The sequence below is a fragment of the Methanococcoides orientis genome, from assembly GCF_021184045.1.
Taxonomy (GTDB): domain Archaea; phylum Halobacteriota; class Methanosarcinia; order Methanosarcinales; family Methanosarcinaceae; genus Methanococcoides; species Methanococcoides orientis.
Genome location: NZ_CP073710.1, coordinates 1,025,969 through 1,051,279, shown reverse-complemented (window position 1 = coordinate 1,051,279; position 25,311 = coordinate 1,025,969). Strand labels below are relative to the sequence as shown.

The window sequence follows — 25,311 nt, the reverse complement described above, 5'->3', positions numbered from 1 at the left end:
TGCGAGCGAGGGCTTGTAGATCAGTTGGAAGATCGTCGCCTTTGCAAGGCGAAGGCCCTGGGTTCGAATCCCAGCAAGTCCATTGGATCAATTACGATTCACAATCATCAAGTGCACCGAGCAAGTAATGTTGCTTGGGAAGGATGGATGTGCCCTTTCCCCGATATTGGGCACTATGAGATCATGTATATATTACATATCAGACGCTCACTGGACAAAGTGAGATGGACTCTGGTAATTATGCCGTCAGGTGGATGGCTCGGCTCAAGCGCTGATGAAGGACGTGCCAAGCTGCGATAAGCTCAGGGTAGACGCATGGAATCTATGAACCTGAGATTTCCTAATGAGACCTCTTAGCACATTTGTGCTGATCAGTCATGATCGGGAACGCCCCGAATTGAAACATCTTAGTAGGGGCAGGAAGAGAAATCGAAGAGATGCCGTTAGTAATGGCGAATGAACACGGCAAAGTTCAAACTGAATCCCTCCAGTAATGTGAGGGAGATGTGGTGTTGTAGGAACTTTCTAAGGTTCCGACCTTTTCTTAGCTGAACTTTTCTGGAACGTTAGACCGTAGAGTGTGAAAGTCACGTAAGCAAAGAAAAGAGGAACTGGAAATGTTCCTGAGTACCGTGTGTTGGAAATCACGCGGGAATTTGGGAGGCACCAACTTCCAAAACTAAATACGTCTTGAGACCGATAGCGAAGTAGTAGGGTGACCGAAAACTGAAAAGTACCCCCAAAAGGGAGGTTAAAAGTGCCTGAAACCTGATGGTGATGGAGCGATATGGCATGAAAGGATCTTTAGTTCGAAGGAATCAACCGCGAGGTTGTAGTACGAGTTCTAATGCCGATGTCATATCATACGTTTTGAAGAACGGGCCAGGGAGTGTAACTAAGTGGCGATGGCTAACCTTTTATCTGGGAAGCCGAAGCGAAAGCAACAAGCACGCAACCCTTCACGGGGTGAGGTGCGGCGTATACAAGTGCGTGGAGTCACTAAGTTACGACCCGAAGCCGGGTGATCTAGGCGTGGGCAGGTTGAAGCGTGGCGAAAGCTACGTGGAGGACCGCAAGCGGTATTGATCTGCAAATCATTCGTGTGACCTGCGTCTCGGAGTGAAAGGCTAATCTAACCCGGCATCAGCTGGTTCCTTCCAAAACATGTCGCAGCATGACCTAACTGGAGATAGTCGGTGGAGTAGAGCACTGATTGGTGGTCCCGGGGGAGAAATCCCTCAGCCGCTTGTCAAACTCCGAACCCACCGTCGTCGTAGAAGGTTGGAGTCCGGGCTACTGGGGTAAGCTTGTAGTCCGTAAGGGAGACAACCCAGCCCGTGGTTAAGGTCCCTAAGTGTCGACTAAGTGTTAATACTAAAGGGCGTCCTAAGCCCTAGACAGCTGGAAGGTTAGCTTAGAAGCAGCTATCCTTTAAAGAGTGCGTAACAGCCCACCAGTCGAGGTTTGGGGCCCCGAAAATGGACGGGGCTCAAGTCGACCACCGATACCACGGAGTACCGAAAGGTAATCTTGTAGGAAGGCGTTGCGTTTGGGCAGAAGCAGGGCTGTGAAGTCCTGTGGACCGAGCGGAAACGAAAATCCTGGTAATAGTAGCAGCATAGTCAGGTGAGAATCCTGACCGCCGAAGGTGCTAGGTTCCCTCGGCAATGATCGTCAGCCGAGGGTTAGTCGGTCCTAAGTTGTACCGTAATTCGAGTACATCAAAAGGGAAACAGGTTAATATTCCTGTACCATTTAACAATAAAACTGACGTTTCGGGGCAGGCTGAGCGGCGCCGTCGCGCCGTCTAAGCATCGAACTCTGTGGAGAGCCGTAATGGCGAGAAGCAGACGAATATGTTATGGCGAAAGTCAGCTTCACCCTGGAACCCGTGAAAAGGGAGTTAAATGTCCGTACCGAGATCTGACACAGGTGCCCCTAGCTGAAAAGGCTAAGGCGTGTCGGAATAAATTTGGCTAAGGGAATTCGGCAAATTGGCTCCGTAACTTCGGGAGAAGGAGTGCCTGCCGTGTAGACGGCAGGTCGCAGTGACCAGAGAACTCTAACTGTCTAATATCAACATAGGAGATCGCAAACCCGTAAGGGCTAGTACGATCTCTGAATCCTGCTCAGTGCAGGTACCTGAAACTTCGGTTCAACGGAAAGAAGGGCCTGTAAACAGCGGGGGTAACTATGACCCTCTTAAGGTAGCGTAGTACCTTGTCGCTTAATTGGCGACTTGCATGAATGGATCAATGAGAGTTCTACTGTCCCTAGCCAGAGTCCGGTGAAGCTTACATTCTAGTGCAGAGTCTAGAGACCTCTAGGGGGAAGTGAAGACCCCGTGGAGCTTTACTGCAGCCTGTCGCTGGGGTGTGATTTTGGATGTACAGTGTAGGTAGGAGACGTCGAAGCCGGTGCGCCAGCATCGGTGGAGTCACAATTGGGACACTACCCTTCCAAAGTTACGCCCCTTACTCCGAGAGGAGGACCCCGATAGGTGGGCAGTTTGCCTGGGGCGGGACGCCCTTGAAAAGATATCAAGGGCGCGCAATGGTTAACTCAAGTGGGTCGGAAACCTACTGAAGAGTGCAAGAGCATAAGTTAGCCTGACGTGATTCGGCACAGTAGCGGATCACGAGACGAAAGTCGGTTCTAGCGAACCTTTATGTCCCGCTTGGTGCGGGCTAAAGATGACAGAAAAGTTACCCCGGGGATAATTGAGTCGTTGCCGGCAAGAGCACATATCGACCCGGCAGCTTGCTACCTCGATGTCGGTTCTTTCCATCCTGGCTGTGCAGCAGCAGCCAAGGGTGAGGTTGTTCGCCTATTAAAGGAGATCGTGAGCTGGGTTTAGACCGTCGTGAGACAGGTCGGTTACTATCTACTAGAGGTGTCTGTAGTCTGAGGGTAAGTTGCTTTTAGTACGAGAGGAACAGAGCAACGGCGCCACTGGTCGATCGGTTGTCTGACAAGGCACTGCCGAGCAGCTACGCGCTAAGGAATAAGAGCTGAATGCATCTAAGCTCGAAATCTGACCTAAAAAGAGACTACGTTAAGGATTCCGGTAAAAGACCGGATTGATAGAGTCGGGATGTACGCACCAAGGCAACGAGGTGTTCAGTCCGCGGCCACTAATATCTGTGCCTCATCCGTTTTGCTTTGTCCAGGCGAAATCTGATATGTAATATAATAACATGATCATTTCCAGTATTAGAGATGAGTATGGCGGCCATAGCGGCAGGGCAACTCCTGTTCCCATTCCGAACACAGAAGATAAGCCTGCCCACGTTGCTTACTGTACTGAGGTACGAGAGTCCTCGGGAAATCTGCGTCGCTGCTATGCTCACTCTTTACCTTAACTTTTCTTCAATCTGCTACAACTCATGAGTTGTAACTTTATCTTTTTCTAGTATCCAACAGTCCTTGAGCTTTGCTTAAAGTTAGTACTGAGCTGATGGCTGATCATCAGACTTGTGCCTTCATTGTCGCAATGTAAAGGCTTATATGCCTGTATTACCTACTAGGATTCGTTCAAATGCCAAGGTGGCGGAGCGGCTACGCAATCGCCTGCAGAGCGATTCCATTCCGGTTCGAATCCGGACCTTGGCTTTCATCCGTTAAAAAAGTAAAGTCTGATTCAGCATCCTGACCTCTTGAGCAAAGCTCAAAGGTCGCGCGCTGCAGAAGCGCTGATCTGGATTCGGACCTTGGCTTTCATCCGTTAAAAAAGTAAAGTCTGATTCAGCATCCTGACCTCTTGAGCAAAGCTCAAAGGTTGCGCGCTGCAGAAGCGCTGATCTGGATTCGGATCTTGGCTTTCATCCATTAATAAGAGTCAGAGTACGGCGGCCATAGCGGCAGGGCCACTCCTGTTCCCATTCCGAACACAGAAGATAAGCCTGCCCACGTTGCTTACTGTACTGAGGTACGAGAGTCCTCGGGAAATCTGCGTCGCTGCTGTGCTCACTCTATTACCCTTTTTGTTTAACTGATCTTAACTCACTAGCTTTGGGTTTGCTGTTTTGATATGTTTTTATTCATGATCAAAACTTGATAAGGATGTATAAAATCATATAATAAGGATCAACATTATTCGATTCATATTTGATCAAAAACAAAATGATAAATATGAATATGAATAAAAAATAGATACGTAGTTGGGAAAAAGCGGTAGAGATAATTTGATTTACATCTTTTGTATGGGACTTTTCTCTGATATGATGTATAACCATACAGATATTCTTAAAAAACCACTATTGATCAGAAAACTTCAAACCACATTCTGTTGATAAAATGGTGAAGACTCTGATCGGCAATATGGGATTGAAATGGATATTTATTAACAGGATTGGGGAAACTTTAGAACTATTCCGGGGGCAAACATGAATGAACATGAAAGACTAAAAGAACATTTATATGAATTGGGTATAAGGTACGCTGAAAAGAAAGGATACAGGCTGAATCCTGATAAGGAAATAGTCGACACTGTGATCGATGGACTTGCTGAAAATAAAGAAGAATACGGCAAGAGGTACTGTCCATGTCGGATTATAAAAGGCGATGAGGAAGAGGATAAAAAAATAATTTGTCCATGTATCTATCTCAAAGAAGAGATCGAAAATGATGGGATGTGCCATTGTGAACTTTTCTTCAAAAAAGATAAGGCTGAATAATAATTAGAATTTAACCAGCATTGATTGATCTGAGATCATAAGCTTGCTATTATAGAATTCAGGATCAATTTTCTTTATTTAAGCTTAAATATTGTAGGAATATGTTTCAGTTCGACCAAGCATGTCAGTATTGTTGTCTACAGTTGTTATGTATGATCTCGTCTCCATATTTTTAATTTCATGTAAGGTGCCACATCCTTTCTCACATTTCCTGATGGAAAACGATTCTTTATTTCTATGCGTATAATTTGACACCTTTATTTGTATCGCATCCACTCCTTTAACAATACAATCAAATTCTACACAAATTGATTCCAAATTAAGCCTACTTCATTTCAAAAAATTTAATTACCCAAAATAGTATTAACTTTGAAGTAACTAGGGTACACCAGAACCCTAATTAGGAGAATTTAAAAAATGGTGTCAAAGACAGTTCCATTCACAAAGAAACAGATCCTGGAAATAAAAGAGCAGTACCCTACTCCTTTTCATGTCTATGATGAGAAGGCCATAAGGGAGAATGCAAGGAAGCTCAAGGATGCTTTCAGCATTCTCGAAGGATTCACAGAATTCTTTGCCGTCAAAGCATTACCGAATCCATATATCCTGAAGATACTGAAGAGCGAAGGCTTCGGTGCAGACTGCAGTTCATTACCCGAATTACTTCTTTCTGAGAAGACCGGTATCGTTGGTGAGGACATAATGTTCAGCTCAAATGACACTCCTGCAGAAGAGTTCGTCAAAGCAAAAGAACTCGGTGCGATTATCAACCTCGATGACATCAGCCATATCGAGTTCCTTGAAGAGACAGCAGGACTCCCTGAGCTGGTTTGTTTCAGATTTAACCCCGGTACCCTAAAGAAAGGAAATGCTATCATTGGAAATCCGGAAGAGGCAAAGTACGGTTTTACAAAGGAACAGCTCTTTGAAGGCTACAGGATGCTCAAAGAGAAAGGTGTCAAGCGCTTCGGGCTGCATACAATGGTGGCATCCAATGAACTTGACCCATCTTACTTTGTGGAGACTGCAAGATTACTTTTTGAGACTATTGTCGAAATCTCAAATGAGCTTGACATCCGCTTCGATTTCGTGAACCTTGGTGGCGGTATTGGTATCCCTTACCTGCCGGATCAGGAACCTGTTCCATACGATGTCATTGCAAAGGGCGTTAAAGAGGAATATGATGCAAAGATCAAGGCCAATGGACTTGACCCGCTGAAGATCTATCTGGAATGTGGCCGAACCATCACAGGTCCTTACGGCTACCTTGTGACCGAGGTAAGACATCTCAAGCACATCTACAAGGATTACGTGGGAACCGATGCATGTATGGCAAACCTCATGAGACCTGGTCTCTATGGTGCATACCACCACATAACAGTTCTTGGAAAGGAAGACCAGTCTGGAACACACAAGTATGATGTCACAGGTTCCCTTTGTGAGAACAATGACAAATTTGCCATCGACAGAATGCTCCCGGAAGTTGAACGCGGTGATATTCTTGCAATTCACGACACCGGTGCCCATGGTCATGCGATGGGATTCAATTACAACGGTAAGCTCCGCTCTGCTGAACTTCTCTTAAGAGAGGACGGCAGCTTTGTCCAGATAAGAAGGGCAGAAACGATCGAAGACCACTTTGCAACCCTTGACCTCGAAGGTCTCGACAATTTCAGTTAAGCAAAGGACACTAGTTCTGACCGGCATATTTTGGAATGGGAAAGCCTTTCAAAATATGCTCTTGTTTTTCTTTCAATATATTTTGCTCATAATCCGTTTAGGAGTGAAACTTTATTAAGTTCAAGCTCTCTTTTTATTATTGATGACTGATAAGGACGCTTTTATATTTGTGATACAGAAGCACCATGCCCGAAATCTTCACTATGATCTGCGTCTGGAGATGGATGGTGTTCTCAAAAGCTGGGCGATCCCTAAGGAACCTCCTATTGTAGAAGGGGTCAAGCGACTTGCCATACAGACCAATGATCATGCAATTGAGTATGCTGATTTTGAAGGAACGATACCTGAAGGCAGCTATGGTGCTGGGAAGGTCGAGATATGGGACCATGGTAGATTTGAACCTGTGGTCGTTAAAGAAAAGGAGATTGTTTTCCGTCTCTCAGGTGAAAAAATGAAAGGCAAGTTCGTCCTGTTAAAGACGAACTTCGGGAAGGTTAAGAATAGTTGGCTCTTCTTTAAGAAAAAAAGTTGAGAGCTTTCTCCCCATCACTTTGAGATAGTTTTTATTGTGTTATTCTCGTTCTCATCATACCATCTGTCAGGCAGCTCATAGTTGATAGTAGGGTCATACTCCTGAGGCAGGAAGAACTTTGTTCCCCTGTCATCAAGTGCCTCGATAAATCCCGGATCAATGGATTCCAGTTTGTTCTTCTCAGTTTCTGCAGATACCGATTCACCGATTCTATAATGTGCAAACCTCTTGTTGTAGAGCACAGATGTCGATGTCGGATCGATCCTTAATGCATTTTCATAGCACTTGATGGCGCCTTCTACATCCCCGAAGATGTTGGCAACAAATCCCATATTATACCATGCAGTTATGCTATTGGGTTGTAGTTCGAGTGCCTTTGCATAGTATTCTGATGATGCAACATAACTGCTTTTAAGGTAAGCAGCAGTTGCTTTGTTGTACCACGCAGCGGCATTGTTCGGCTCTATCTCAAGTACCTTGTCATAATGGTACATAGCACCATTGTAGTCCCCGGTCATGTAGAGCGCAAATCCTTTCATGCTAAGAGCTTTCGTGTCTGCAGGGGTGTTTGCCAGTATATCATCATAACAGTTGATGGCATTTCTGTAAAGGGCGTACTCCTCATATGCTTCACCCAACTTGTAAAGTACAGACGTATCCTTAACTTCAGTGGAATATATCATGTCATAGGATGCGATGGCATCTTCTTTCCTGTTGGCAGCTTCAAATGCAAGTGCCTGTGCGAACATGACATCCACATTATTCGGTTCAATTTCCAGTACTTTTTCATAGGACTGGATCGCAGCTTCGTAGTTTCCAAGCTTGTAGTATGTTTCTCCGCGATAGTACAATCCTTCAAGGTTATCAGGTTCTAGCTCCAGAAGTCGGTCATAAGAAACTAATGAACTTTCATGAGATCCAAGTTTGTCATATGAGCGAGCTTTCAGGAATAATGCAGTTGTATCCTGTGGTTTTACCCTGAGAACATTGTCATAGCACTCAACTGCATGATAGTGATCCCCGATGTTGCTATAATCCTGAGCAAGATAGGACCATGCATCAGTATTATCAGCATTAAGTTCCACTGCTATCCTGTAATTTTCAATAGCTTCAACTTGTCTTTTCAGCATATCAAATGTAATTCCCCTCATGAGCCACATATTGCTGGAATTGGGATCTATGAGGATGGCTTTATTGTATGAACTTAGAGCGGATGAATAGTCTTCGGAATTTAAAAGTGCATTTCCCTGTGCAAACCAGGCGTCCTCTGCATGAGGTTCAACACCTATTAGATCCACATCAAGGGAATTCAGATCATTATCAGTAATTGGATCATAGTATCCATTTTCCAGATCGACGATCTTGAACATGTCAATTAAGCCCGGTCCGGTAAATGAATTTGTAACGGTGGGAATGCTTGAAGAGCTGTTGATACTTTCCATTTTGCTGATGGCTACATGCATCTGAGTGTTTATGGCTGGATTTGATGGTTCAAATGTTAAAGCTGTTTGATAATTCTCAATTGCTTCTGAATAATGACCCTGCTTCGCAAGGATCCTTCCTTTTCTATAATAAGCATCAACGAAGTCGGGGGTCTGTTCAATGACCATTCCATAAGCTCTGATAGCTTCATCATATTTTTCGAGGTGGTCAAGGTCAAGTCCGAGTGCATACCATGCCAGAGTGAACTCCGGTTCTATCTCAACTGCTTTTCTGTAGCAATAGACAGCTTCGTTATACCTGTCGAGTGCATCAAGATCAAAGCCTTTCCTATACCATGCCTCTGAACAGGATGCATCTTTTTTCAGGGCTACTGTATATGATTCTACAGCTTCGCTCTTCATCCCTAGTTCGTCAAGAGCGATCGCTTTATTGTACCAGACAGAAGGGTGCTTTGTTTCAAGTTCAAGTGCTTTGTCAAAACTCTCGACAGCATTTTCATATTTTCCCTGTTTCAGGTAGATCGAACCTTTATCAAACCATATTTTTGTGGATTCAATGCTAAAATCTGGAGTTTGATCATAGCAATTTTCTTCCTTGCTTGTATTCAATCGGGAAATAGCAGGGTTCTGTAAATATATCTTTGCAATTGTATCGGGGTCTACGCCTAAAGCTTTATCATAACTAACAATGGCTTCATCATATTTTCCAAGAATTTCAAGTACCATGCCTTTCTTTTGCCAAGCTCTTGTATTATCCGGATCAAGCTTGATCACCTGTCCGTAACTTGTTAAAGCATCCTGATATTTTTCAGTTGATTCAAATGCTTCACCAAGTTTGAACCATGCATCGATATTATGGTGATCAAGTTCTACAACTTTTTCATAAGCTGCTATTGATGGTTCAGTTTCACCAAGGATCTCATGAGCTTTTGCTTTGCTCCACCATGCATCGTTGCTCTTAGTATCGAACTCGATTACCATTTCATATGCTTCAATTGCCTTTTCATATTCTCCAAGACTATCATATGCCTGGCCTTTGTGGTACCATATGGTGGAATTGTCCGGATCGATCTTTAGAGCTTCACCATATAGTTCGATAGCTTTTGAAGTCTTGCCTTCTTCTGCACAAGCTATAGCTTCCTTGTAGATGTAAGCTGAATGTTCCATCTGGAGTTCAAGGAAACTTCCATAGATGTTCATTGCTTCATCATGTTGTCCAATAGTGTCCAGTGCTTTTGCCTTATGATATAGTACGACTGCTTCTTCTGAGCTCATATCATCTGTCATCTCAGATGCTGGCATGTCAGTATCTATTCTGCTGGAATTGTTTGGTCCACTGGTTTTGATCAGGTATTTTTCAATGGAGACAAGTGCCTGATCATACATCGAAATAGCAGATTTGTAGTCACCTTTTTCAGAAAAGGCCATACCCTTTTTGGTGAGCGTTAACACATGATCAGGTTGAAGTTCCAGCATCATGTCATAACATTCTATTGCTTTATCGTACTCCCCAAGAAGATAATATGTTGATGCTTTATTATCAAGAGCTTCAATATAATCAGGTTCAATGTCAAGGGCCATATCGTAATTTGCCAATGCTTTTTCATAACTTCCGTTAAATGTAAAAGTTAGTCCTTCTTCATTGAGTGCTCTGGCCTCAAAGCTCAGACTTTGAGCCTGAATGCTAAATCCTGAGATCAGGAGGATAACTATCAATAAGCTTAGAATGGATCTTTTTACCACCATATTTTAACCCATTAAATAATTTTTAATTTTAAAATAGATTATATTTCTGTATTCAGAATATAATATCGTTTTTTATGGCATAAATGTCTGTTTTATACGAAGTTTAATTCGGGTTTCTTTTTTTTTGTTAGGTCTTATTAATATTGAAGCTATTCACTAACTGTTATGCTAACATAGGTAATAGCTCCAATACAAATAAACTTTTCCACAAATTGATTTTCTTTACTTCGATTATATATTCATTTACTCATCGGATCCGTCAAAGATATCTTCATAAGCCTCCGTCCAGTGTAACTGTGATCCACCTGCAATGAACATTGCTACTGCTATAGCTTCGGCGATCTCTTCCTCTGTTGCACCGTTTTCCTTTGCTCTTTCAGAATGTATCTTCACACATTTCTCACATCTCATGAGAACTGAAGATGCAACTGCTATAAGTTCCTTGACCTTCAGATCAAGTGAATTATTCCTGAATACTGCTGAACGCATGTCTGCGAAGGCTTTAGAAGCTTCTGGTAAATTTTCATCTAAAAATGTCATTATTAATCTCCATTGTCTATTTTATCGAATACAAGTGTACTATCATTTATCAGAAGAACGCTTTAATTTGTAAATAAGCCATACATTGTCCTTCTCCAGTTTCTCACATTTTAACAGTTCAAGTTCGATAGGTTTCTTCTTTCCAATATTGGCAAACAAGGTATCAACTTCTTTCCCTATCAAAAGGGTCAGCATGATAAGGCTGATCTCATCCACAAGATCCTGTCCGAGCAAGGCTTCGTTAAGTCCGCTTCTGCTGTCTAAAAGGACTGTTCTTGCCTTGTACTTTTTGTTAAGTACTTCAAGTGCTTCCCGGAGGTCAACGTGTTCTTCACCTGTTACAATGAAGTCGTAATTCCTTTCTTTAAGGTATTCCAGATAATCCTCTGGTGTTGATGCTGATACAAGAACGAAAGCATCACGACACAGCTCGAACCTTCGAAATACATGAAGTGAACCTTTGAGGGTACCTTTCGAGTCAACTAGAGTTCATATTTGGATCTTGCTTTCTCTTTCAGGTTTCCTGAGATCTGTATCCTCTTCCGGTGGAACTCCACCAAACATTTCGATCCCGGCCTTCACAGTGTTCGCTCCTACCAGGTGGATGTCTTATTCAAAGATTGGCAATGGTCCATAATGTTTTCTCATATCGACTATGATGTCCTTGAATGGGCCATCAAGTGTAATGGAATTATGTATTATTACTTTTGGCCTTGCCATATAACCCCGGTCTTATATTGTTCTCCTTAAATAAAAGAGCTATCGTTGATCAGAATGATAAAATATCGACTGCTGTTCATAGGCCAAAGTCTGCAAGAAATGCTACGAAATCTTCGTATTTATCCAGAAAATTTCTTCCCTTATCGGTCAATGAATATATCTTGCGTTTTTCCTTGTATGGCTTGACAGTGATCAGACCTTTTGATTCAAGGTCTCCTACATATTCTTCGAACATCTGGAAGGAAAGATTTGATAATCTCTGAAGTTTTGTTGGACTGATCGTATTGTTGGACTCGCGGATAACTTTGAGTATATCCCTTATGATCTCCAGGCGGCTTCTTTTCTGGAATGGCTTCATATTGTTAGAATGCGAGTCCATTTTCGAATTCCCTTAAGAATAATAAAATAAGCTACGATCGTCAGTCCATTTATAATAAATCCTGCTATGGTATCTTCTGATATAACATCACTAAAAGTTCCCAGGAAGTTCAGTGTAAATATAATTATAAGCCCGAGGTAGTAAGGATGTTTTATTGACCCTATTCTTCCGGAAGACCTGAGATTAGATCTTATTAGCAGAAGAATCAGTATAAATATACTTCCTTTGTACATAATTGTACTGGTAAGTCCATAATATTCTGAAATAACTCCGTATGCTATTACATCTATCAGGACGAATATCATCAAGGCCAGGAAAAACATTGATTTATATCTTCTTTTTGTGGAAATATTATCAAAAAGCCGCCACGTTATAGTATAGAGTAGCTCAGTATTTGCTATCCAGAAAGAACAACCTGCTAATAGGAGTGCAGGGATTCCCACAAAAAGAAAAAATAATGTTCCGGCTTCCAATGAAAATTTTGCAATTATCATTGAGATCATCATTGTAAGAATTGCAAGATTTCCAACACCGAAGAAAAAGAAGGTATTTTTGAAATGCTTCAGTCCCTCATACTGGCTAATTGAATAAAGTTTGGCAATTTCCAGATAGATCATCAGTGCAAGAATGGCCATAACAGGATATGCAACAAGGTCGAATACAACATCCGTTAGTGTGTACATGGATGTCATTTCTGTTGACATCTCGAGTATTTTCGGTGTCAGTATTGCATCAATAGCATCAATTGCCATGCCGGGTTCTATATCAGAGCTGGTATATAAAAAAAATGTAGTTGAACTATCTTTTTCAACTATGTTTCTCAACTACTTCTCGTTTTTATAGATGTCAGTATTTACAACATTTCATGTCAGAACCACTGATCACTTTCAGAGATGTCTGGAAAACCTACCAGATGGGTGAGGTGCAGGTAAATGCTCTCCAGGATGTAAGTGTTTCCATAGACCGTGGAGAGTTTGCAGCTATCATAGGACCATCAGGGAGTGGAAAATCCACAATGATGAACCTCGTAGGATGTCTTGACGTCCCATCCGATGGTGAGATCTTCCTGAAGTCAAGGAATATATCTGAAATGACCGAATCAGACCTTTCCACACTCAGGGGGAAGACGATCGGATTCGTTTTTCAGCAGTATAATCTGATTCCCGGAATGACAGCTCTTGAAAATGTTCTTCTGCCCCTTGAGATCCAGGAAGTTGAAGATAACATTGCCATGGAAAGGGCAAAGGAAGCCCTTGAAATGGTCGGCCTGTCGGACAAGCTGAACAACAGGCCCAGCCAGCTTTCAGGTGGGCAGCAACAACGTGTTTCTATTGCAAGGTCACTGGCCTGTGATCCGGAGCTTATCCTTGCAGATGAACCAACCGGTGCACTGGACAGTAAGACCGGACGTGAGGTTATGAACATTCTTCAAAGGCTCTGGAACGAGAAGGGAAAGACCGTGGTGATGGTAACCCACGATATGGATCTTGCACAGTATGCTGCAAGACATATTGTTCTAAAGGATGGTCAGATAGTTCGCGATGAACCAAATGACATTTTATCCAGGGATAGATCTCAGTCAAACTTTGATGACCATAATATCTAAAAAAAGTGATCCGATATGAATTTTAAAAAGATTTCAAGTATTCTAGTACTATTACTTTTCATTTCAATGTCATTTGGACAAACTGCAATGGCTCTGACCAATTCAGACAGGGGATTGGTCGTAGATCTCCTTAATCAAAACCCTGATCCCGTAAAACCCGGTGATGTTCTTGAGGTCAGATTTTCCATCCAGAATGCCAGATCAAGTACAACAGATAGCGTTGTTGTTGAGCTCGTACCAAAATATCCTTTCAGCAAAGTTTCCGGTCAACCTCTCATTGAGAACATCGGTAAGCTTGGAAAGAGGTATGAGGACGAGAACAGCAAGGTTGTAAAGTTTGAACTTCTTGTCGACAACAATGTCAATGCAGGTCAATATCCTCTTGAGGTATTGGTCTATGAGCAGGGCAACAGGAACCATGCTTCCTTGAAACAGGAGGTCATGATCGATGTTGACAGTGAATCAAATGCTGAGATCGAGTCTATAAGCCTTGAAAAACTGGTTCCGGGAAAGAAGACCAACCTGTCCTTTGTCATAAAGAACGTTGGCAATTCTCCACTGAAGAATGCTATGTTCTCCTGGGATAGTACAGGTGACCTCATACTACCTGTTGGTTCAAGCAATGTGAAATACATTAATTTTATCGATATTGGTGAGAATGCAACTGTTGAGTATCAGGTATTGACGAACGTCAACACAAAACCCGGACTCTACAAGCTGGATATGATACTTGTCTATGATGACGTCGAAGAACTGCAGACCATTACACAGGCCGGGACGCTGGAGAACCAGAAACGCAAAACCATTGAGAGCAAAGCAGGTATCTACATAGGAGGTACAACTGATTTTGATATCGTTTTCGTTGAGCAGACCATGAGAGGGGATTATTCTTTCTCGGTTTCCAATATCGGTAACAACAAGGCAAGTTCTGTGACCATATCCATTCCTGATCAGGAAGGCTGGAGCATGAACGGTGGTTCTAATTCTGTTGTTCTTGGCAGCCTTCAAAAGGGTGATTATACAATGGCAGATTTTGGGATCACTCCTGACAACTACGGTGAGTTCCTTCCATTGAAATTCCAGATCGCATATACATCAAGTGATGGTGAGAGGGAAGTTCAGGAAAAGGAGTTATCAGTACTTGCATCAAAACCGGTGGTAGTACAGGAATCTGCTAAAAGCAGCGGATCAAAAAGCTGGCTGGTCCTTGCCTTTGCAGTAGCCTGTGTTGCAGGGTTTGTGTTCTATAACAATAAGAAGAAAAAGCTCTGATGCTTCTTCTTTTGTGGGGTATTCATCATGAAACCGGCGAAGATATTAAAGATATCATTGAACATGGTCAAGGCTAATAAGCTGCGAAGCTGGCTTACCATCATTGGCGTTATCATAGGGATAGCATCTGTTATGACAGTAGTAACAACAGGTGAATTTTTCCAGGATCAGGTGACCAAAACACTGGAAGGATTTGGAGGTGATACTATCACCATAGTTGCTTCCACACCTTTCCAGATCATTAATGAAGAAGAAGTAGGTGTCGATCCTGTTGAGGATCAGGGGTACAATGAGTATCTGGAAGATCCTGACATGGAGGCACAGGCAAAGTTGACAAAAAAAGATGTACTGACCCTTGAACGTATCCCTGAGGTCGAGTACATCAACGTAAAAGTGGAAAGCAGTGCATTACTGGATATGAGTGGAGAAGAAACGTCCGTATGGATAAGTGGTGTGGACCCGAAGGTATGGGAGAAGATGACCACAGAGAATATCGCCGAGGGCCGGATGCTAAAAAGCGGTGACAGGAATGTTGTGGTGATCTCTGATTCACTTGCTAACGAGGCTTTCAAGGATAAGAAGATAAGGCTTAACCAGATGATCGTCCTTAATGAAAGGTCCTACAGGGTGGTTGGTATCCTTGCAAAAGGTGACGGACTGCTTGGAGGCATAAGTAGTATGTTCGGTAGTAGTGTCTACATGTCATGCGATGATGTCTATGGCCTTCAATCTGAGGATGATGTTTTTGCAAAAGAGGAAGGTGTCTACGATTCCATTGAAGTGATGCTTTACGAAGGATCCGATGTGAATGCTGTGCTCGATGACATGGACAAAAAGCTGAAGTTATCAAGACGTGTCGATGAAGATACAAAGGATTTCTACATATCCTCACAGAAGGAGATAATGGAAGGTACTAATAAGCTGATCACCGGTCTGACCGCATTCCTTGCTTTCATTGCAGGGATCTCACTGCTGGTAGGTTCTGTGGGCATTGCCAACACTATGTTCACTTCAGTGCTTGAGAAGACAAAGGAGATCGGTATCATGAAAGCAATTGGTGCCAGAAATGAAGACATCCTCATGATATTCCTGTGCAATGCTGCCTTGATCGGTCTTGTAGGCGGTCTACTTGGGATCTTGCTGGGAACAGCGATCGTCCAGGTCATTGTTTTCCTGATCTCTATGCAGCTGAAGATACCATTTATATTCACACTTAGCCTGAAGGCAACAGCAGTGGCAACCATCGTTTCAATTGGAGTTGGTCTGGTTGCCGGTCTCATGCCTGCAAAGAATGCATCGAAGCTGAATCCTGTAGATGCTTTGAGGTATGAGTAAATCGAGAAGAGGTGAAGTACTGAGGAACATTGCTCTTGTTTCTCAGATCCTTTTTATTTCTGCCGGTCTTATTTTTCTATTGGAATTGAATTGAATTGAATTGAATTGAATTGAATTGAATGAGGTACAATAAAAATTGTTGATTAGAAATATTAGGGTAATGGGCGAGAAAAACCTCTGGTTTAACAGAGATTTCGAATTATTGATTGAATTAATGAATTAAATGTGAGCACTTCTACGAGATCTTGTTCTTACGTTATTCGGGCAGATCCGCATTTTATAGTTCTAAAAGACAGAAGCTAGGTCCAACTTCTTTACAAATACAATTTTGGCAACCTTCCTTTAATACTATTTCAGGGCTTTTTTCACAAAAACAATTTCCACAATTTAGACATGTACAGTTTCTCTGATCAACCATTTTATCAACCTTTCGTATTTTTTTAAACATATATATCTCAAAACTTACAAAATATATAATTTTGGTTTTGTCATTCTATATTATGTGTTAAGGTAAGATTAGGACAGAATTTATTACTGAAGCAAAGTGGTTTTTTTGGCAAAGAAACTCTTGGACAATAAACCATCCCGGTATTTATGTGATCTTGTTTCCGTTTGCCACAATCTGGACAAAATATATATTGGTCTTTAACACCCCATATTATGGGGTGATACAATAGAACATAAAAACAAATTTCCAGTTCTTGAAGGATGGATCGAGAACTGCCCTTAGCTTAACAGGGACATCGAACTGCTGGAATGCATGAAATGTGAACATTTCACAAAGATCGACTGCATCTTCATCGTCTGTGGCTACAAGGAGAGGTATTCCAAGCGGAGGAAGACATATCGTGATGCTGAGACCGGAGAAGAGGCCATCAGGTGTGACATGTCCTGAATTGAATACTTACTGGTCGTCAGATCTTCTCACTGATCTTTATACGATCATTTCAGTTACGCTCGGAGAGGTAAACTCCTGCAAGTACAAGCACTGCCCCGATCACCACATAGATATTCGGCACATTACCGATTATTATGCTGTCTCCAATGATGGTCACAAGCGGGAGCAGGTATATTCCATTGGTAGTCGTACTTGACCCTGCAAGGTGTATTGCTTTGTTCCAGAAAAGGAAACCAAATGCTGAGCAGAAAACTCCCAGATAGATAAGAGCAGCTATGACCACCAGCAGGTCATTTTGTGAGAATATGTCTATCCTCAGGTCCTGTGCTTCAAAAAGTGCAAAGGGAAGGAGAAAGACCGTTCCTGACAATGTGAGGTCCCGAGAAACAATGAGGATGTTCCTTGAACCCATTCGGTCGATGATCAGGGTGTAAAATACCCAGGAAAAGACGGATCCGAACATCAGAAAATCTCCTAAAGGGTTAAGGTCAAGGTTGAACTTTCCGTTCAATATCAGTAAACCAACTCCAACAAAGGCAATGAATGCTCCAAAATACTTTATTGGTCTTGAGAACTTCCTTCTGAGGGCATCGACAGTGAACAGGAAGAATACCGGTACAGTGGCACTTATGAGGGATGAGTTGGTGGCTGTTGTGAATGTCAGTGCCACGTTCTCGAACATATAGTAACAGGTGATCCCCAGAAAACCAGCGATTGCAACATACTTGACCTCATTGCGGCTGTAGCTCTCCCTTTTCCTGCAAATAGCGAACAGAAGGACGGTAGCAATGAAAAAGCGGGTAAACGCAATGATTGCAGGATCAAGGTAATCAAGCAACATTTTTGTAGCAACGAAGGAAAATCCCCAGATGGCAACAACCATCAACATGTAGAGAATTCCTTTTGTTCGATCTTCCATTTTCACCACTTTTGTAAGCTTTAACATCAGGACTGTATTTGCGAGCCTGTGTTTTTATATATTGGTTTCGATATGTACATTCATATAAGGCAATGATATAAGTCAATGCCTAAAAAGGAAGACCTCATGTGATCCGATCGATACTGGACAATGACCTCTACAAGTTCACAATGCAGATGGCTGTGCTGGAACTTTTCCCTGATGCACGGGCAGAGTACCATTTCATAAACAGGGGAGAACAGCGCTTTACTTCTGAGTTCGTGGCAGAACTAAGGCGAACTATCAATGAAGACATTGTTGGATTGGCACTGAATGATGAGGAATATTCCTGGCTTAAGATAAATTGTCCTTTTTTCAAACCTTCTTATCTTGAGTATCTTAAGAACTTCCGCTTCGATCCTTCTGAAGTAAGATTATCCCTCACCGATGACGGTGATCTTGATCTCTGGGTAGAAGGGCCATGGCATAGCTCCATTCTCTGGGAGATCGTCCTCATGGCGTCCATCTCGGAACTTTATTTCACGATTGTGGAAAAGGACTGGTTGAACCGGTTCGCATCCAATGGTGATGATCCTGAGACCACTTTAATGAACGAGTATGGTAATCTGATGAGCGAGATGGGTGAAGAACTCAGCACAAACGGTTGTATCTTCTCAGAATTCGGAACCCGGCGACGCAGGGGATTCAAGTTACACGACAAGGTGGTTGACGTCCTACACAGGCTTGAGTCATTTGCCGGAACAAGCAATGTCTATCTTGCTAAAAAGTACGGTGTCCGTCCTATAGGAACCATCGGACATGAATGGATCATGGGTAATTCTGCTCTTGTGGGACTCCGAAACGCAAACCTCTTCGCTTTCGAGAACTGGATAAAGGTCTACAAAGGTGATCTGGGAATTGCACTGAGTGATACGTTCGGATCAAAGCCTTTCTTCAGGAACTTCGGTCTTGAGCTTGCCAAGCTCTATGATGGTGTCCGCCATGACAGCGGAGATCCTTTTAAGTTTGCGGATGAGGTCATTGAGCATTACAAAAAGTTGGGTATCGATCCTATGAAGAAGTCACTTGTTTTCAGTGATTCACTCCATGTAAAGGATGCTATCAGGCTGAAAGAGCATTGTAAAGGCCGCATCAATTGCAGTTTTGGTATCGGAACAAGTCTGACGAACAATTCTGATTTCTTCAGCTACAGTCCACCGCTTAACATGGTGATCAAGCTCCACAAGATCGATAACATACCTGTGGTGAAGCTGAGTGATTCTGCGGACAAGGCCACAGGGGATCGCGATGCTCTGAGGGTTGCCAACTATATTTTCGGCAGGAAAGGACTGGACGATTAAGTATTTTGAGTTGTTTTTTTCAGTAATTGCCCCGTTAACGTCATATACAGAAAACGCGATTATCAGCATCATATATCATAATTAATGCTTTTTTTCAAGAAAACAAGATCGGAAAAAGCTACTCAGCCGCCAATGCGGTGAAAACGCAATTTCTAATGGAGGATAAAACATGATCGAAGCTTATCTAAAACACGAAGAAGAGAGGAACGCACAGGGAATTCCCTCACTTCCTCTGAATCCGGAACAGACCTCTGAACTTTGTGAATTGTTACAAAATCCTCCTGCAGACCAGGAAGAGTTCCTGCTGAACTTGTTCACGGAACGGATCTCTCCAGGTGTGGACCCAGCTGCAAAGGTCAAGGCAGATTTCCTTGGTAAGATTCTCTCAGGAGAAGTCTCTTCAACTCTCATCGACAAAAAAGAAGCCATCAGGATCCTGGGAACCATGATCGGTGGCTACAATGTCAAATATCTGATCGAAGCACTTGGGGATACTGAGGTAGCAGATGAAGCTACCTGTGCGCTTTCAGGCATAACTCTTGTCTACGAAGCTTTTGACGATGTAGTGGAACTGTCAAAGACAAATGAAGCCGCAAAGAAGGTCCTTGAGAGCTGGGCTAACGCTGAGTGGTTCACAAGCAGACCGGGAATTCCTGAGAACATTACTGTAAAGGTATTCAAGGTCGATGGCGAGATCAACACCGACGATTTCTCCCCTGCAAGTGCTGCATGGAGCCGCCCGGACATACCTCTTCATGCACTGGAAATGGGTAAGACCCGCTTCCCAGGGGGCATTGAGGAGATGGCAGAATGGCGCGAGGAAGGACACGATGTCGCCTTTGTAGCTGATGTGGTAGGAACCGGTTCCTCTCGTAAATCCGCCTGCAACAGTGTGCTCTGGCACATCGGTAAGGACATACCGTTCGTTCCAAATAAACGCCGTGGCTGCGTGATCATTGGAACCGCTATAGCTCCTATCTTCTTTAACACAGCCGAGGACTCAGGTGCACTGCCTCTGCAAATGGACATCAGTAAGATCGATCAGGGAGATATCGTTACCATCAACACCGTAAAGGGTGAAGTAACAGATGAGAATGGCAATGTCCTCTCCACTTTCGATCTCAAGCCCAACACCATAGCAGATGAATACCGTGCCGGAGGTCGTATCCCTCTCATAATCGGTCGCTCTTTGACCACTAAGGCCCGCGAAACACTTGGACTGCCTGAGACAGACATATTCACAAAGCCCGATAATCCGGTTCCGGAAGCAGGGCAGGGATACTCTTTGGCACAGAAGATCGTTGGTCGTGCATGTGGCGTGGATGGAATTCTCCCAGGTACTGCCTGTGAGCCGATAATGACCACAGTAGGTTCCCAGGACACCACCGGTCCAATGACCGCTGACGAACTCACAGAACTTGCCTGCCTGAAGTTCCAGGCTCCAATGTTCATGCAGTCATTCTGTCACACCGCAGCTTACCCTAAGCCTGCAGACGTGAAGATGCATAAAACACTCCCGGATTTCGTTTCTGAGCGTGCCGGCGTATCCCTGAAACCCGGAGACGGTGTAATTCACAGCTGGCTCAACCGCCTGCTTGTCCCGGACACAGTAGGTACCGGTGGCGACTCTCATACAAGGTTCCCGATAGGCATATCATTCCCGGCAGGTTCTGGACTTGTAGCCTTTGCAGGAGCTCTTGGTTTCATGCCTCTGGATATGCCGGAATCCGTTCTGGTACGTTTCAGCGGTAAGCTTAATCCTGGCATTACGCTGCGTGATGTTGTCAACGCTATACCATACTATGCTATCAAACAGGGTCTTATGACCGTGCCAAAGAAGAACAAGATCAATATCTTCAATGGTCGCATCCTCGAGATCGAAGGACTTCCTGACCTCACAGCCGAGCAGGCATTCGAGCTTACCGATTCAGCCGCAGAGCGCTCAGCCGCAGCAGGTTGTATCCAGCTAAGCGAGGAATCCGTATCCACTTTCCTGCGCTCCAACCTGGCATTGATGAAGAAGATGATCAGGGACGGATACCGCGACGCACAGACCATCCAGAAGCGCATCGAAGCTGTTGAGGAGTGGCTGGAATCCCCGAGCCTGCTCAAAGCAGATCCGAATGCAGAATACGCTGCGGTCATAGAGATCGACCTTGCAGACATCAAGGAACCGATCCTTGCATGTCCAAATGATCCTGACGATGTCAAGCTTCTTTCCGAGGTTGCAGGAACAGAGATCCAGGACGTTTTCATAGGTTCATGCATGACGAACATCGGACACTTCCGTGCTGCAGCCACGATCTGGAGTGACCAGAAGTTCAACCCCGATGTCCGTACCTGGATATGCCCACCTACAAAAATGGATCAGGCACAGCTCAAAGAAGAATCAGTTTTCTCAGTGTACAGCCAGGTCGGTGCCCGCATCGAGATCGCAGGATGCTCTCTGTGCATGGGTAACCAGGCCCGTGTACCGGATGGATCCACAGTGTTCTCCACCAGCACACGTAACTTTGACAACCGTGTGGGTGACGGAGCTCAGGTCTACCTTGGCTCAGCAGAGCTTGGAGCTGTCGTTACCAACCTTGGCAGGATGCCTACGGTCGATGAGTACCTGGAAGCTTACAAAGAGAAGATCGAGCCAAAACAGGATGAGATCTACAAATATCTTCAGTTCGATGAAATGGAAGAATACCAGTAATACGAACTGTAGAACCAACTGTGAAACAATTGTAGAATCAATTGTGAAACAATCTTTAACGCATAACTTTAAGCGCATTTAGCAATGGGCACACAAAGCCCATTCACCACCTTTTTTTCTTTTTTTCTTATTATTTTCATTTCAATTTCTATAAGACCTTATCAAAGAATCCGGAGCTGACATAATAGGCATCTCAAACCATGGAGAACGTGTGCTTGATTCCACTCCCGGTGTTGCTGAAGTGCTCCCGAGTATTGTTGAAGGATCGAGTACATGAAATCGGATATTGAAAAGGCTATGATCATGACGGCTTGGAATAGCCTTGAGGATATCAACAGGGATATTTTGTATGATTATTGAATGATATGTTCTCTACATAAAATTTAAATCAGTTCAAAGGCATATTTTATCTGGGAGTGATAATGTATGCCAACGATTGCACATTTTGACCTGCCAGTTGATGATCCTGAGCGGGCAAAGAAGTTCTACAGTGAGCTTTTTGGCTGGAAGATCGAGAAAGTGGATGGGGCTTTTGATTATTATTTCATCGAGACCACAGACCTTGAAGGTCAACCAGGTCTTGGTGGGGGTATGGGGCCTCGTGGCAGTCCTGATCAGAGGATAACCAATTTCGTTGAAGTAACTTCGGTGGATGAGTACTGCGATCATGTGAAGGAACTCGGGGGTATGGTGCTACAACCAAAGATGCCCGTGCCAGGTTGGGGCTATCTTGCAGTTTGTATGGATACCGAGGCGAACACCTTCGGTTTATGGGAAGTAAATGAGAACGCAAAGTAAGGTCATATTTGATCCGGATCAGGGCTGTTGGTCAGCCTTCTAAGTTTTATCGAACCTGATCCTATCTGATCTACAATTGCACTAAAGGGGAAACAAAATGAGTACAGATCTTGTAATAAAAGTAGGCGGAGCCGCAGGTCAGGGTTTACAGACCATAGGTGTTGCACTGGCAAAGACCTTCAAGAAAAGCGGTTTCAATGTTTTTGCCACCCAGTTCTATCTTTCAAGAGTGAGAGGCGGACATAATACGTTCCAGCTACGTGTGAGCGATGAGCCTATCAGAGCAATGCCCGAGAAAGTGGATATCCTGATAGCTCTTGATGAAGAGTCCATTGAGGAGCAGATCGAGGAAATGTTCGATGGTGTCATCATATTTGACAACGATGTCATTAAGATCAATAACAACAACGATAACAACAATGGTATCTTTTTCCATGTGCCGATGCTGAAGATCGCAAAAGATGTCTGCGGGAACAAGATATATTCCAATTCTGTCGCAAGTGGTGCTGCTCTTGGTGTGATGTGCTTTGAATTTGATTATCTTGCAAAGGTCCTGGCTGAAGTTTTCAAGAAAAAAGGCGATGAGATCGTTGATAACAACATCAAGGCAGCACGTGCAGGTTATGATTATGCAAAGAAGAATTTTTCTTCAGGCTGCAAGTTCACGGTAAGTGAACCAACGGACAAGGACGGAAGGATGCTTATCGCAGGAAACGATGCTGTGGGACTGGGAGCACTGGCTGCAGGAGTACAGTTCCTTGCAGCATATCCGATGACACCTTCTACAGGTGTCATGACCTATGTGGCTGCAAATGCTGATGATTTCAATGTCGTGGTCGAGCAGGCGGAAGACGAGATCGCTGCCTTGAACATGGTGCTTGGTGCTTCCTTTGCCGGCGCAAGGGCAATGACAACAACCTCAGGCGGTGGATTTTGCCTGATGTCAGAAGCCTTAGGCCTTTCCGGCATCACAGAGACGCCTGCTGTAATATTCCTGTCCCAGCGTCCCGGGCCTGCTACCGGTCTTCCTACCATGACCGAGCAGGGTGATCTTCAGTTCGTGCTGACCGCAGCACAGGGTGAGTTCCCTCGCTGTGTATTGGCACCCGGAACACCTGATGATTGTTTCTATATGACAGCTGAAGCTTTCAACATTGCTGACAAGTACCAGATACCGGTCTTTATCATGAGCGACCAGTATCTTGCAGATTCACTTTTCACATGTCAGAGGTTTGATCCCTCGAAGGTGAAGGTGGCAAGGTATCTTATGTCTGATGAAGAACTGGCTGACACAGATGAGTATAAGCGCTATGAACTAACACCAACAGGGATCTCGCTACGTGCGATACCCGGGCAGGCAGGAAAAGTGGTCGTAGCTGATAGTGATGAACACAATGAATATGGTCATATTGACCAGACCATCGAGAACCGGATTCTTATGAATGAAAAGAGGATGAAAAAGCTCGATCTTTTGAGGGAGGATATGGAACCTCCGCATCAGTATGGCCCTAAAGATGCCAGGATCACACTTGTTGGATGGGGTTCTACATACGGTCCTCTTATGGAAGTGGTTAATATTCTCATAAGCGAAGGTCATTCGGTGAATCATTTGCACTTCACTCATGTTTTTCCTCTGCCTTTAGAGGCTACCAAAAATATTCTTGGTAATTCAGAAACCATTGTCTGCGTGGAGAACAATGCAACGGGACAGTTTGCGAAGTTACTTGAATCTGAAACTGGCCTGCATGTTTCTGAAAATGTCCTTAGGTCTGATGGGAAACCATACAGTCCTGAATCGATAATACGTTCCATGAGGGAAAAGGGGGTGATCTGATATGGTCAGTGTTGAAGATTATGGTGAATTTGAAACGGAATGGTGTCCCGGTTGCGGGAACTTTATGATACTCAAGGCAGTCAAGCGTGCTCTTGCAGAGCTTGGCAAGTCGCCGGATGAAGTGTTGCTCACATCAGGTATTGGCCAGTCAAGTAAATTGCCACATTACCTGAAATGCAATGTCTTCAACGGACTTCATGGCAGGTCCCTGCCTCCTGCAATAGGAGCGAAGTTAGCCAACCATGAATTAACCGTACTTGCAGTTACAGGAGATGGTGATTGCTATGGGGAAGGTGGTAATCATTTCCTGCATAATGTAAGGAGAAACCCTAATATCACTCTGATTGTTCACGACAATCAGATATATGGTCTTACCAAAGGACAGGCTTCACCTACAAGTGAGCTCGGGATGAAGACAAAGGTACAGACGCATGGCGTGTTCAATACTCCGCTAAACCCATTGTCGCTTGCAATTTCCCTTGATTGTTCATTTGTAAGCAGGGGCTTTGCAGGTGATGTTGCTCATCTTACTGAGCTTATCAAAAAGGCTATCCAGCACAAGGGATTCTCCCTGGTGGACGTACTTCAGCCATGTATTTCCTTTAATAAGCTCAACACTTTCAGCTGGTATTCAGAAAGAGTATATAAGATGGAAGAAGGAGACCACGATCCTAATGATAGGGTGAAAGCTTTCGAAAAGTCTCTGGAATGGGGAGAAAAGATACCTCTCGGTATTTTTTATGTAAATGAGAAACCAACTTTCGAGGACCACCTTGATGTTCTTAAGTCCGGGACATTAGTAAGAAATAAAAGTGATCCTCAAAAAGTAGATGAACTGCTTGACAGGTTCATCTGACCTTTCTTTTTTATATCTTTTTTATTTCCTGTTCAGT

The 25,311-nt window shown here is 43.7% G+C and carries 19 protein-coding genes, 2 tRNA genes and 3 rRNA genes; 18 read left to right on the top strand and 6 right to left on the bottom strand.

Annotation, left to right across the window (positions count from 1 at the left end; all coding sequences use genetic code 11):
- Nucleotides 1-9 precede the first annotated feature (9 nt).
- The 8 genes from J7W08_RS05160 to J7W08_RS05125 all read left to right on the top strand — a co-directional run bounded on the left by J7W08_RS05160 (nt 10) and on the right by J7W08_RS05125 (nt 6,888).
- Nucleotides 10-82, top strand: a tRNA-Ala gene (locus tag J7W08_RS05160).
- Nucleotides 83-226: 144 nt separating this feature from the next.
- Nucleotides 227-3,157 (top strand): 23S ribosomal RNA (locus J7W08_RS05155).
- Nucleotides 3,158-3,224: 67 nt separating this feature from the next.
- A 5S ribosomal RNA gene (gene rrf / locus J7W08_RS05150) occupies nt 3,225-3,346 on the top strand.
- Between the two features lie 194 nt (nt 3,347-3,540).
- Nucleotides 3,541-3,612 (top strand) — tRNA-Cys (locus J7W08_RS05145).
- Nucleotides 3,613-3,844: 232 nt separating this feature from the next.
- Nucleotides 3,845-3,966: ribosomal RNA gene (gene rrf, locus J7W08_RS05140) — 5S ribosomal RNA — on the top strand.
- A 419-nt stretch (nt 3,967-4,385) separates the two neighbouring features.
- On the top strand, nt 4,386-4,676 hold the full coding sequence (locus tag J7W08_RS05135) for a ferredoxin-thioredoxin reductase catalytic domain-containing protein (protein WP_233085561.1): 291 nt from the start codon (nt 4,386-4,388) through the stop codon (nt 4,674-4,676).
- Between the two features lie 417 nt (nt 4,677-5,093).
- Nucleotides 5,094-6,356, top strand: coding sequence for a diaminopimelate decarboxylase (locus J7W08_RS05130; protein ID WP_233085560.1), 1,263 nt, complete (start codon nt 5,094-5,096; stop codon nt 6,354-6,356).
- A gap of 142 nt (nt 6,357-6,498) precedes the next feature.
- Nucleotides 6,499-6,888 (top strand): DNA polymerase ligase N-terminal domain-containing protein, encoded by a 390-nt coding sequence (locus J7W08_RS05125; RefSeq protein ID WP_233085559.1) that lies wholly within the window; start codon nt 6,499-6,501, stop codon nt 6,886-6,888.
- Between the two features lie 14 nt (nt 6,889-6,902).
- Here the strand turns inward: J7W08_RS05125 and J7W08_RS05120 are convergent, their stop codons facing one another.
- The 5 genes from J7W08_RS05120 to J7W08_RS05100 form a co-directional block, all read right to left on the bottom strand.
- Nucleotides 6,903-10,076 carry a tetratricopeptide repeat protein gene (locus tag J7W08_RS05120; protein ID WP_233085558.1) on the bottom strand — a complete coding sequence of 1,058 codons (3,174 nt, stop codon included), beginning with the start codon at nt 10,074-10,076 and terminating at the stop codon, nt 6,903-6,905.
- Nucleotides 10,077-10,319: 243 nt separating this feature from the next.
- Nucleotides 10,320-10,616 carry a carboxymuconolactone decarboxylase family protein gene (locus tag J7W08_RS05115; RefSeq protein WP_233085557.1) on the bottom strand — a complete coding sequence of 99 codons (297 nt, stop codon included), beginning with the start codon at nt 10,614-10,616 and terminating at the stop codon, nt 10,320-10,322.
- Between the two features lie 42 nt (nt 10,617-10,658).
- Nucleotides 10,659-11,045 carry a dihydrofolate reductase family protein gene (locus J7W08_RS05110; protein ID WP_259370133.1) on the bottom strand — a complete coding sequence of 129 codons (387 nt, stop codon included), beginning with the start codon at nt 11,043-11,045 and terminating at the stop codon, nt 10,659-10,661.
- A gap of 367 nt (nt 11,046-11,412) precedes the next feature.
- The gene (gene sso10a, locus J7W08_RS05105) at nt 11,413-11,715 is read right to left on the bottom strand and encodes an Sso10a family chromatin protein (RefSeq protein WP_233085556.1); all 303 of its coding nucleotides are present in this window, start codon (nt 11,713-11,715) and stop codon (nt 11,413-11,415) included.
- The gene (locus tag J7W08_RS05100; protein ID WP_233085555.1) at nt 11,691-12,467 is read right to left on the bottom strand and encodes a hypothetical protein; all 777 of its coding nucleotides are present in this window, start codon (nt 12,465-12,467) and stop codon (nt 11,691-11,693) included. The genes sso10a and J7W08_RS05100 overlap by 25 nt, the downstream gene beginning before the upstream one ends.
- A 113-nt stretch (nt 12,468-12,580) precedes the next feature.
- On the opposite strand from J7W08_RS05100, the gene J7W08_RS05095 reads away from it, so the two are divergent.
- From J7W08_RS05095 to J7W08_RS12220, 4 genes are all read left to right on the top strand, one after another.
- Nucleotides 12,581-13,321, top strand: coding sequence for an ABC transporter ATP-binding protein (locus tag J7W08_RS05095; RefSeq protein WP_233085554.1), 741 nt, complete (start codon nt 12,581-12,583; stop codon nt 13,319-13,321).
- A 66-nt stretch (nt 13,322-13,387) separates the two neighbouring features.
- Nucleotides 13,388-14,593, top strand: a complete 1,206-nt coding sequence (locus J7W08_RS05090; RefSeq protein ID WP_233085553.1) for a COG1361 S-layer family protein — start codon at nt 13,388-13,390, stop codon at nt 14,591-14,593.
- A gap of 27 nt (nt 14,594-14,620) precedes the next feature.
- Nucleotides 14,621-15,928, top strand: coding sequence for an ABC transporter permease (locus tag J7W08_RS05085; RefSeq protein WP_233085552.1), 1,308 nt, complete (start codon nt 14,621-14,623; stop codon nt 15,926-15,928).
- A 760-nt stretch (nt 15,929-16,688) separates the two neighbouring features.
- Nucleotides 16,689-16,823, top strand: a complete 135-nt coding sequence (locus J7W08_RS12220) for a hypothetical protein (RefSeq protein WP_259370123.1) — start codon at nt 16,689-16,691, stop codon at nt 16,821-16,823.
- Nucleotides 16,824-16,875: 52 nt separating this feature from the next.
- Here the strand turns inward: J7W08_RS12220 and J7W08_RS05080 are convergent, their stop codons facing one another.
- Nucleotides 16,876-17,745, bottom strand: a complete 870-nt coding sequence (locus J7W08_RS05080; protein WP_233085551.1) for a DMT family transporter — start codon at nt 17,743-17,745, stop codon at nt 16,876-16,878.
- Nucleotides 17,746-17,873: 128 nt separating this feature from the next.
- On the opposite strand from J7W08_RS05080, the gene pncB reads away from it, so the two are divergent.
- The 6 genes from pncB to J7W08_RS05055 all read left to right on the top strand — a co-directional run bounded on the left by pncB (nt 17,874) and on the right by J7W08_RS05055 (nt 25,274).
- On the top strand, nt 17,874-19,085 hold the full coding sequence (gene pncB / locus J7W08_RS05075) for a nicotinate phosphoribosyltransferase (RefSeq protein WP_233085550.1): 1,212 nt from the start codon (nt 17,874-17,876) through the stop codon (nt 19,083-19,085).
- Nucleotides 19,086-19,254: 169 nt separating this feature from the next.
- Nucleotides 19,255-21,786 carry a bifunctional aconitate hydratase 2/2-methylisocitrate dehydratase gene (locus J7W08_RS05070; protein WP_233085549.1) on the top strand — a complete coding sequence of 844 codons (2,532 nt, stop codon included), beginning with the start codon at nt 19,255-19,257 and terminating at the stop codon, nt 21,784-21,786.
- A gap of 160 nt (nt 21,787-21,946) precedes the next feature.
- Nucleotides 21,947-22,063 (top strand): alpha-hydroxy-acid oxidizing protein, encoded by a 117-nt coding sequence (locus J7W08_RS12310; RefSeq protein WP_375141066.1) that lies wholly within the window; start codon nt 21,947-21,949, stop codon nt 22,061-22,063.
- A gap of 149 nt (nt 22,064-22,212) precedes the next feature.
- A complete protein-coding gene (locus J7W08_RS05065) occupies nt 22,213-22,584 on the top strand; it encodes a VOC family protein (RefSeq protein ID WP_233085548.1) in 372 nt (123 codons plus the stop codon).
- Between the two features lie 97 nt (nt 22,585-22,681).
- On the top strand, nt 22,682-24,418 hold the full coding sequence (locus tag J7W08_RS05060; protein ID WP_233085547.1) for a 2-oxoacid:acceptor oxidoreductase subunit alpha: 1,737 nt from the start codon (nt 22,682-22,684) through the stop codon (nt 24,416-24,418).
- A gap of 1 nt (nt 24,419) precedes the next feature.
- Nucleotides 24,420-25,274: a 2-oxoacid:ferredoxin oxidoreductase subunit beta gene (locus J7W08_RS05055; protein ID WP_233085546.1), complete on the top strand. Its 855-nt coding sequence runs from the start codon at nt 24,420-24,422 to the stop codon at nt 25,272-25,274.
- The last annotated feature ends 37 nt before the right edge of the window (nt 25,275-25,311 follow it).

Bases quoted from the DNA above. Each gene is read 5' to 3' on its own strand.
- J7W08_RS05125 (WP_233085559.1), top strand. From the start codon at position 6,499: ATGACTGATAAGGACGCTTTTATATTTGTGATACAGAAGCACCATGCC.
- J7W08_RS05070 (WP_233085549.1), top strand. From the start codon at position 19,255: ATGATCGAAGCTTATCTAAAACACGAAGAAGAGAGGAACGCACAGGGA.
- J7W08_RS05100 (WP_233085555.1), bottom strand. From the start codon at position 12,467: ATGGCAATTGATGCTATTGATGCAATACTGACACCGAAAATACTCGAG.
- J7W08_RS05085 (WP_233085552.1), top strand. From the start codon at position 14,621: ATGAAACCGGCGAAGATATTAAAGATATCATTGAACATGGTCAAGGCT.
- J7W08_RS12220 (WP_259370123.1), top strand. From the start codon at position 16,689: ATGAAATGTGAACATTTCACAAAGATCGACTGCATCTTCATCGTCTGT.
- J7W08_RS05080 (WP_233085551.1), bottom strand. From the start codon at position 17,745: ATGGAAGATCGAACAAAAGGAATTCTCTACATGTTGATGGTTGTTGCC.
- J7W08_RS05090 (WP_233085553.1), top strand. From the start codon at position 13,388: ATGTCATTTGGACAAACTGCAATGGCTCTGACCAATTCAGACAGGGGA.
- J7W08_RS05115 (WP_233085557.1), bottom strand. From the start codon at position 10,616: ATGACATTTTTAGATGAAAATTTACCAGAAGCTTCTAAAGCCTTCGCA.
- J7W08_RS05095 (WP_233085554.1), top strand. From the start codon at position 12,581: ATGTCAGAACCACTGATCACTTTCAGAGATGTCTGGAAAACCTACCAG.
- J7W08_RS05130 (WP_233085560.1), top strand. From the start codon at position 5,094: ATGGTGTCAAAGACAGTTCCATTCACAAAGAAACAGATCCTGGAAATA.
- sso10a (WP_233085556.1), bottom strand. From the start codon at position 11,715: ATGGACTCGCATTCTAACAATATGAAGCCATTCCAGAAAAGAAGCCGC.
- J7W08_RS05065 (WP_233085548.1), top strand. From the start codon at position 22,213: ATGCCAACGATTGCACATTTTGACCTGCCAGTTGATGATCCTGAGCGG.
- J7W08_RS05055 (WP_233085546.1), top strand. From the start codon at position 24,420: ATGGTCAGTGTTGAAGATTATGGTGAATTTGAAACGGAATGGTGTCCC.
- J7W08_RS05060 (WP_233085547.1), top strand. From the start codon at position 22,682: ATGAGTACAGATCTTGTAATAAAAGTAGGCGGAGCCGCAGGTCAGGGT.
- J7W08_RS05135 (WP_233085561.1), top strand. From the start codon at position 4,386: ATGAATGAACATGAAAGACTAAAAGAACATTTATATGAATTGGGTATA.
- J7W08_RS05120 (WP_233085558.1), bottom strand. From the start codon at position 10,076: ATGGTGGTAAAAAGATCCATTCTAAGCTTATTGATAGTTATCCTCCTG.